Source organism: Acidobacteriota bacterium, assembly GCA_009838525.1.
GTDB lineage: Bacteria > Acidobacteriota > Vicinamibacteria > Vicinamibacterales > UBA8438 > VXRJ01.
In genome coordinates this window covers 878,063-885,768 of the sequence record VXRJ01000018.1, presented here as the reverse complement: position 1 = coordinate 885,768, position 7,706 = coordinate 878,063, and the positions used below count along the sequence as shown (strand labels likewise).

6 protein-coding genes and 1 pseudogene are annotated in these 7,706 nt (G+C 68.2%); 5 read left to right on the top strand and 2 right to left on the bottom strand.

The window, feature by feature from the left end:
• From F4Y45_09795 to F4Y45_09785, 3 genes and pseudogenes are all read left to right on the top strand, one after another.
• Nucleotides 1-90, top strand: a pseudogene (locus tag F4Y45_09795) (sulfocyanin).
• A gap of 41 nt (nt 91-131) precedes the next feature.
• The gene (locus F4Y45_09790; protein MXY24800.1) at nt 132-884 is read left to right on the top strand and encodes a TonB-dependent receptor; all 753 of its coding nucleotides are present in this window, start codon (nt 132-134) and stop codon (nt 882-884) included.
• Between the two features lie 23 nt (nt 885-907).
• Nucleotides 908-1,633 (top strand): site-2 protease family protein, encoded by a 726-nt coding sequence (locus F4Y45_09785; protein ID MXY24799.1) that lies wholly within the window; start codon nt 908-910, stop codon nt 1,631-1,633.
• A gap of 49 nt (nt 1,634-1,682) precedes the next feature.
• Here the strand turns inward: F4Y45_09785 and F4Y45_09780 are convergent, their stop codons facing one another.
• Together F4Y45_09780 and F4Y45_09775 are read right to left on the bottom strand one after the other, a co-directional pair.
• On the bottom strand, nt 1,683-3,671 hold the full coding sequence (locus tag F4Y45_09780; protein MXY24798.1) for a hypothetical protein: 1,989 nt from the start codon (nt 3,669-3,671) through the stop codon (nt 1,683-1,685).
• A gap of 22 nt (nt 3,672-3,693) precedes the next feature.
• Nucleotides 3,694-4,512 carry a hypothetical protein gene (locus F4Y45_09775; GenBank protein ID MXY24797.1) on the bottom strand — a complete coding sequence of 273 codons (819 nt, stop codon included), beginning with the start codon at nt 4,510-4,512 and terminating at the stop codon, nt 3,694-3,696.
• Between the two features lie 170 nt (nt 4,513-4,682).
• Here F4Y45_09775 and F4Y45_09770 point away from each other — a divergent pair, with 170 nt between their 5' ends.
• Both F4Y45_09770 and F4Y45_09765 read left to right on the top strand, forming a co-directional pair.
• Nucleotides 4,683-5,024, top strand: a complete 342-nt coding sequence (locus F4Y45_09770; GenBank protein ID MXY24796.1) for a PadR family transcriptional regulator — start codon at nt 4,683-4,685, stop codon at nt 5,022-5,024.
• Between the two features lie 13 nt (nt 5,025-5,037).
• Nucleotides 5,038-7,704: an ABC transporter permease gene (locus F4Y45_09765; protein MXY24795.1), complete on the top strand. Its 2,667-nt coding sequence runs from the start codon at nt 5,038-5,040 to the stop codon at nt 7,702-7,704.
• Nucleotides 7,705-7,706: the final 2 nt, after the last annotated feature.

Sequence of the window (7,706 nt, the reverse complement as noted above, 5' to 3'; positions counted from 1 at the left end):
ACGATCACGACGATCACGACGATCACGACGATCACGACGATCACGACGATCACGATGACCACGACGACCACGACGACCACGACGACCACGGCCACTCGCTTGAAGCGCCCGATCCACGCGACCGCGACTTCGTGGGTGCGTCAGCGTCGGTCGGAATCCACGCGGAGCTCGGCGCCGGCAACGCCCTGGTTGCCAACGTGACCCGCTCCTACCGCGCCCCGGCCATCGAGGAGCTGTACAACTTCGGCGCTCACGTCGGCACGCTCTCCTTCGACGTCGGCAACCCGGATCTCGACCCCGAGTCCACCGTCGGACTGGACTTGAGCTTGCGTCACCGAAGCGACCGCGTCCGCGCCGACCTGAACTTCTTCGTCTACAACATCGACAACTTCATCTTCGGCAACCACAGCGGGCTGGTGATCGATAACCTGCCGGTGTTCAACTACCTGCAGGGCGACAGCCGCTTCACCGGTTTCGACGCGCGGGGCAGCACCCGTCTCGCTGGACGGACCTGGCTGACACTCGGCCTCGGGTACGTCGACGCGCGGCTGACGACGACCAACGACGCGCTGCCACGGATTCCGCCGCTGCGAGGCACGGTGAACCTCGATATCCCCTACGGTGGGTTCACGCTGAGCCCGCAGGTGGAGTTCGCGGGGCGGCAGGCCGACGTGTTCAGGGGCGAGACCGAGACCGAAGGCTATTCCGTGGTCAATCTGCGGGCGTCGTACGTCTGGCCACGGCAGTACACGGCGCACATCCTGTCGTTCACGGGCTACAACCTGACGAACGCGCTCTATCGCAACCACACGTCGTTCATCAAGGATCTAGCCCCCGAGATGGGTCGCGGCGTCCGGTTGAACTACTCGGTGCGGTTCCACTAGAGGGGGTGTGACATACTCGGAGGATGCTGTCCTACTTGCTGGTAGTCCTCATTCTGGGCGCGTTGATCGCCGTACACGAGTTCGGCCACTTGTTGGCGGCGAAGCTGTGCAGGATTCCGATCGCGGAGTTCTCCATCGGGTTCGGACGCAAGTTGGCCGGCCGGCGCTGGGGAGGGACCCTCTACCGGATCTCGGCCGTACCGCTGGGCGGATACGTCCTGCCGGCCCTCGATGAACGGGAGTTCCGCCGGCGGCCGACCGCCAGTCGCATTCTGTTCGCCATGGGCGGGCCCATCGCCAACGTCGTCGCTGCCTTCTTTGGCCTGCTCGCACTCGGTGTCGTCGAATTCGGATTGAGTCCGGCGAAGGTGGCGGTCTTCGCGACGACGCAGTTGTGGAGCAGCCTGCAACTGTTGGCGTTCGCGGTGTCGACCCTCTTCGTCGATCCCAGCCAGATCAGCGGAATCGTCGGTATCGTGGCGATCGGCGGCGCCGAGTTCGGATCGACCGCCGTCGGGCTACTGACTTTCTCGGTGTGGATCAACCTGAACCTGGCGGTGCTGAACCTGTTGCCGCTGCCTCCCCTGGATGGCGGCCGCATACTGTTCTGCCTGCTCGAGAAGGTCTATCGGCCGCTCACGCGCCTGCAGACGCCGGTCACTCTCATGGGCTGGGCGTTCGTCCTGGCCCTGATGGTCTACGCCACGATTCAGGACCTGGGAAGAATCGCCACCGGGATGTTCGCCTGAAGGACCAGCAGTTCGAAGTCGATCAGAACGCTCCCCACCGGAGCCTTCGTCATGGTTCGGACGCTTGCGGGCGCAGGTCGAGAAGAAGGTCCGCGCGGCCGGCGGGCGGGTACAGGCTGGCCGGCGGATCGGTGGCCGCGCTGGCCCTGACCGTCACCTCCTGCAACGCTTCGCCGGTTGCGGCGTCGAAGAACCATCCGGACATCGGCGCCGGAAATCGCAGCACCAACTGCGCGTCGGCGCGTGTCGACTCGAGGTACGCGATGAAGCGCCGCGGCGACTGAAATCCAAAGGCCTGGCGGAGTCCATGCGCCGCCCGCAGCATGCTTCCCTCCGCGGGACCGCCCGCGAAGCGGAGTTGGGAGAGGTTCGGGACGGGCGCCAGCGCCTCGATCGCCCGCGGCGTGTCGGGCCGGACACGATAGAGCCGGGTCGACCCCTCCACGGCCTCGAGCGCCAGATCCCGTCGTTTATCCAGTTCGTTCAACTTCCGCCGCATCCGGTTGCCGTAGTGGTCCAGGTCGATGATGACATAGCCGACGCCGATTTCCTGAAGCCATTTCACGGTCAGTACCGAGGGGAATCCGCTCGCCACGTGGGCGTTGTCGTCGAAATCCGACGGCGCGAAGCCACCGAAACCGTTCACGAGCGGCCGCCAATGGACGGTTGACGCCAGCAGATACCGGGCGTTCCTGTGGAACCCGTAGCGCCGCTGGTAGATCGGCAACTCGAGGACCGCGCCGGGCCACGACGACGTCGCCAGGAACCGATGAATGCGCCCGGCCGTGTCCCTCCACGGATCGGAGCCCCAACCGTGGAAGCTCTCTCCCGTAGCCAGCAGGAGCAGGACGACGGCAACCAGCGACCGCCTCGGCGGCGACACCGGCCACCTGAGCCCGCTCAGGCCGATGCCCGCCAACGCCGCGAGCGCGAATAGCGGGAGAATGCCGAAACGGCTGACCGCCCTGAGGCCTCGTAGCGGCGGGACCAACTCGTACGCCCACGTGTAGACCGGGGTGAACGAGCCCAACGACAGGAGGAAGCCGGCGGCGGCGGTCGCCAGAAGCATCCGGCGGGCCCCGAGGGGCGCTACGCGACGGCGCTGACAGGCGGCGGCGGTCGCCAGCACCAGCATCACGACTCCCGGAAACAGGGTGCGCGGCGACGACTGGGCGTAGTCGGCGCTCCAGCTCTGGTGGAACACGGCGCCGGACGCCAGGTAGCTTCCCAACGCCGTCGCCAGATCAGCCGCCTCGGCAACGGGAGGTCGTTCATGTCCTGCCTGTACGTAGGGCCAGAGCACGGCCAGCAGAATCGCGACGGTCCCTGCCGCTGCCACCCCCAGTTGCAGTAACAGGCGAGCACCTTCGCGTTCCCGGAACGCGGTCACCCGCGCCAGCGCGGCGGCGCCGAGCGCGAAGCACACGAAGACCACGAGGTAGCCGGAAGTCAGCGCCGCGCCGATCACGCAGAGCCCCAGCCAGGCCGCGTCCTGCGGGCGGCGGCGCGCCATCAACCGCTGGAACGCAAGAAACGCCAATGGCAGCCAGTAGATGTGCAGCCCCTGAACGTGCGCCGTTCGCATCAACAGCTCCGTGCAGAATGCAAACAGCGCGCCCGACAGCAGGCCGGCGCGAAAGTCGCCGGTCCACTTCCTGACGAGGACGTACATGCCCAGGGCGGTCAGCGTGTAGCCGAGCAGCACGAGCACCATGTGCGCCAGGAGCGGGGAGCCGCCCAGCCAGAGAATCGGCGCCGCCATCAGGCCGGGGATGATCAGCGGCTCGGTGTAGACCAGCGTGCCCTGGTGCGGAAAGAACATGTTGGCGTCGAACAACTGCAGCGGATTGCGGGGAATCTGATGCGCAATCCATGCCACGGCCCACGCGTTCAGCCATACGTCGTCGTGAGTCGGCGATACCGTGCCCGTCGCGAGCGGCCAGGTGTGAAAAACCGCCAGGAGCAGGAAACATCCCCCGGCGCACCAGAACTGGGTTCCCGGCCCCCAACGCAGGCGATTCAGCAGGGGGCGGGCCATCGGCAACCTATCGGCGTTTCGGCTACTGCCAGGTGTTCAGATCCCGCACGGCGCCCGTCGAGAGCAGATAGATGTAGACATCGGTGAACACCACCCAGACGAGGCTGACCCAGGCGAACAGCATGTGCCGCACGTTGAACCAGGTCGAGCTCTTCCAGAGACGATAGCGCGACGAGGCTGCGCTGTCGCAGGTCAGGCAGTCGAGCCGTCCCCCGACGAGGTGACGCCACGAGTGGCATCCGAGGATGTACCCCGACAGCAGGGCCGCGTTCACGAGCATGATCACCGTGCCGACCCCGATGCCGAACTGGCCGTCACGGAAGAACGCGGCGAGGCCCTCCCACCAGAGGCACACGATGAGGAAGAGGGCGCCGTACAACGTGTAGCGGTGAAGGTTCTGAATCAGGAAGAGCCGGGTCTCGCCACGGTATTGCTGGGGCACGCCCCCGACGGCGCAGGACGGCGGGGTCAGGAAGAAGGCCTTGTAGTACGCGCCCCGGTAGTAGTAGCACGTCACGCGGAACGCGAGCGCCATCCAGGGGAGCAGGAAGGCCGGCGACTGCGGGATGAAGGCCGGCCACCAGGCCGGAAACGCCCCCAGCCAGGCAAGTTCCGCCGGAACCGATCCCGGGTAGCTGGATGGCGACGTGAACACCGGGGGAGCCACGGTCGGGCTGATGTAGGGGTCAAACCAGACGTGGGCCGGGTTGAAGGCGCGAAACGTCAGGTAGCCGAAGAGGAGAAGAAGGCCGGATGCCGTCGCCGCCGGCGCTATCCACCATCGATCGACGCGCTCGGTACCGGCGAAGCCGCTTCGCGGAGCAAGCCCTACGGTTTGCATGGCGGTATTCAAGCATGACCCCGGAGGGGCGGTCTAATGAGGACGCCCGCCTGGCGTCCGGGCCGCCCTGCGGTACGGCGCCCCGCGTGCCCGAGTCACATTGACAGTCTATGTGAGGTGCGCGTATGCTGGTCATTAGCCTAGACACTCTAGGGAAGGAGCCGCGAGTGATGCCCAATCGAAATCCGGAGATGCTGCGCGGCACGGTCGAGCTGCTGATCCTCACCGCGCTGAGCCGGGGGCGCCACCACGGCTTCGGCATCGCGCGCTGGCTGGAAGAAACGTCGGACGACCACCTCCAGTTGGAGGAAGGCTCGCTCTACCCGGCCCTTCACCGGATGGAGCGGCGCGGCTGGCTCGAGGCCGAGTGGGGGATCTCGGACAACCGGAGGCAAGTGAAACTCTACCGCCTGACGTCCCTCGGCCGCGCCCGGCTGCGGAGCGAGACCGAAGGCTGGACGGCGTTCGCGGCGGCCATCGGCAAGGTCCTGCAGGCGGCCGAGGCTGGGTAGCGGAGGTCCCCGGATGGCGCGCACACCGATGTGGCGGCGGTATCTCCGGTTCTGGGGCCCAGACGTCCGCGCGGACGTTGAGGCCGAGCTCCGTTTTCACGTCGACGCGCTGACCGAGCAGCTCGTGCAGGAAGGTCATGATCCGGCCGAAGCCCGGACGGAAGCGGAGCGCCGCTTCGGCGACTACGCGCGCGTGAAGGCGGCGTGCGTCAAGATCGACCGGGAATGGGCACGGCAGCGGCGCTGGGGGCAGCTCGTCGCCGATCTCGGTCAGGATCTCCGCGTCGGCGCGCGCACGCTGGCGAAGAACCCGGGATTCACCATCGCCGCCGTGGTCGTGCTGGGTCTGGGTCTCGGCGCCACGACGGTGGCGATCAGCATGATCAACGCCATGTACGTTCGGCCGCTGCCGTTCGACGAGCCGGACCGCATCGTCAGCGTGGTTACCTATGGGCCATCCGGATTGAACGCCATCCATCCCCAGGCGGCCGTCGCGTACACGCGCGACCACAGCCGTGCACTTGCGGCCGTGGCCGGCATCGGGATCAGCCCCGGGGTCAACCTCGTCAGCGACCGCGGCTCGACCTACATCCGAAACCTCGAGGTGACCGCCGGCTACTTTCGGGTCTTCGGGGCCGAGCCGCGGCTGGGGCGCGGCTTTGCGCGCGACGACGAATTCGATCCGTCGACGGTCGTGCTGAGCCACGCCGTCTGGAACCGCCATTTCCGCGGCGACCCGGACATCGTCGGGCAGGTGGTGCGGCTCGGGGGCCGGCCGCACACGGTCATCGGGGTCATGCCGGCCGGCTTCTGGTCGAACGAGGAGGCTGACGCCTGGACGCCGTTCCGTCCCGACCCGCGCGGCACCGATCGTAACTACCGGCTGATCGGCCGACTCGCGCCGGGGTGGACGGTCTCGCAGGCCGAGGCAGAGCTCCGTTCGCTGGCCGTGAGCTTGCGTGACCAGCTCCCGGCGTCCCTTCGCCTTCGGTTGCCCGACGCGGCGTCCGACGGTCCGCGACCGGGCGTGCAACCCTATCGGGACGTACTGGCCTTGGAGCATGCCGGGATGGTCTGGCCGCTGACCGCTGCCGTGGGCGCCGTCTTGTTGATCGTCTGCGCCAACGCGGCCGGTCTGCAGTTGGCGCGCAGCGTGGGGCGCCGACGGGAGCTGGCCGTCCGGTCCGCGCTCGGGGGAGGACGTGGCCGCCTGCTCCGGCAGCTCCTGACCGAGAGTGTCCTGTTGTCGGCGGCGGGCGGCGCGGTGGGCGTCTTGGCCGCAACCGCGTGCGTGCAGGGGCTCGTCGCGACGCAGCCGCGGCTCGCGATCTGGGACATCGCCGTCGACACGCCCGTGCTCCTCGGATCGCTGGGAATCGCGCTCGCCACCGGCGTGGTTTTCGGCCTGCTGCCCGCTCTGGTGGCGGTCCACGGCGGGCTCGCGGACGCGCTTCACGGTGACCGGTCGCGCAGCGTGACGGCGGCGGGCGGGTCCTGGATGCGCCGGTCGCTCGTGGTGGCCCAGGTCGCCCTGTGCACGGTGCTGCTCGCGGCGGCGGCCGTGTTCTTGCGGACGTTTGTCGGACTCACATCATCGGAGCTGGGGTTCGATCCCGCCAACGTGCTCACGGCGCGCGCCTCGCTCCAGGGACCCGCGTATCAGTCGGGGGAAGCCGTGTCGGCGCTCTATCGAAGCACGCTGGCGGGGCTGGCCCGAGTGCCCGGCGTCGAATCCGCCGCGGCGACGAACAATCTGCCGGTCGATCGGGGTTTGAATGTTCCGATGCGCGCGGCGCCCGGGAGCGATAACGTGACGGCCGTCGACTGGCGTTACGTCGCCGGAGACTACTTGCGAGTCTTGCGTATCCCCCTCGTGACCGGCCGCGGGTTCACCGGGGCCGACCGCCGCGCCGCCGCACCACGAGTGGCCCTGGTTAACGAGGCGTACGTCCGTGAGTTCGGCGGCGGCCGGCCGGCGGTCGGTTCGCGGCTGCTGCCGATGCTGCAGGACGACCAGGAGCGCGAGATCGTCGGCGTGCTCGGCGACGTGCGGACGCGCGGCCTCACCGCCACCAGGCCGACGGTGTTCGTGCCGGTGGAGCAGGTGCCGGACGATCTGCTCGGGCTGGTTCACGAGTTCTTTCAGGTGAACTGGGCGCTTCGCCTACGGGAAGGGCAGGCCGGGGTGATTCCCTCCGTCGAGCGGGTGATCCGGGAAGCCGACCCGCTCCTTCCGATCACGGCCTTTCGCACGATGGACGAGGTAGTGCGTGGTGCGGTCGCGGCCACGCGCTTCCGCACCCTGCTGCTCGGCCTGTTCGCCGCAATGGCCCTGACCCTGGCGGCCGCCGGGCTCTACGGGCTCGTCGCCTACGCCGTGGCGCAGCAGACGCGGGAGATCGGCATCCGTCTGGCGTTGGGCGCCCCGGGCGGCCGCGTGACGGCACGCTTCACGCGGCAGGGCATAGTGCTCGCCACCATGGGCGGCCTGGCCGGCGTAGCTGGCGCCGTGCTCTTCACGGGCCTGTTGCAGTCCCTGACGCCCGATGCCCAGGCCCTTGATGCGTGGACGCTCGCCGGTGTCGTAGTTGTTCTCGGCGTGGTCAGCACCGCCGCGACCGTCATGCCGGCGCGCCGGGCGACTCGGGTGAACCCGATGCTGACGCTTCGCGCCGAGTGAGA

Excerpts from the sequence above, each read along its gene's own strand:
- F4Y45_09785 (MXY24799.1), top strand. The coding sequence starts at position 908 with ATGCTGTCCTACTTGCTGGTAGTCCTCATTCTGGGCGCGTTGATCGCC.
- F4Y45_09780 (MXY24798.1), bottom strand. The coding sequence starts at position 3,671 with ATGGCCCGCCCCCTGCTGAATCGCCTGCGTTGGGGGCCGGGAACCCAG.
- F4Y45_09775 (MXY24797.1), bottom strand. The coding sequence starts at position 4,512 with ATGCAAACCGTAGGGCTTGCTCCGCGAAGCGGCTTCGCCGGTACCGAG.
- F4Y45_09770 (MXY24796.1), top strand. The coding sequence starts at position 4,683 with ATGCCCAATCGAAATCCGGAGATGCTGCGCGGCACGGTCGAGCTGCTG.
- F4Y45_09765 (MXY24795.1), top strand. The coding sequence starts at position 5,038 with ATGGCGCGCACACCGATGTGGCGGCGGTATCTCCGGTTCTGGGGCCCA.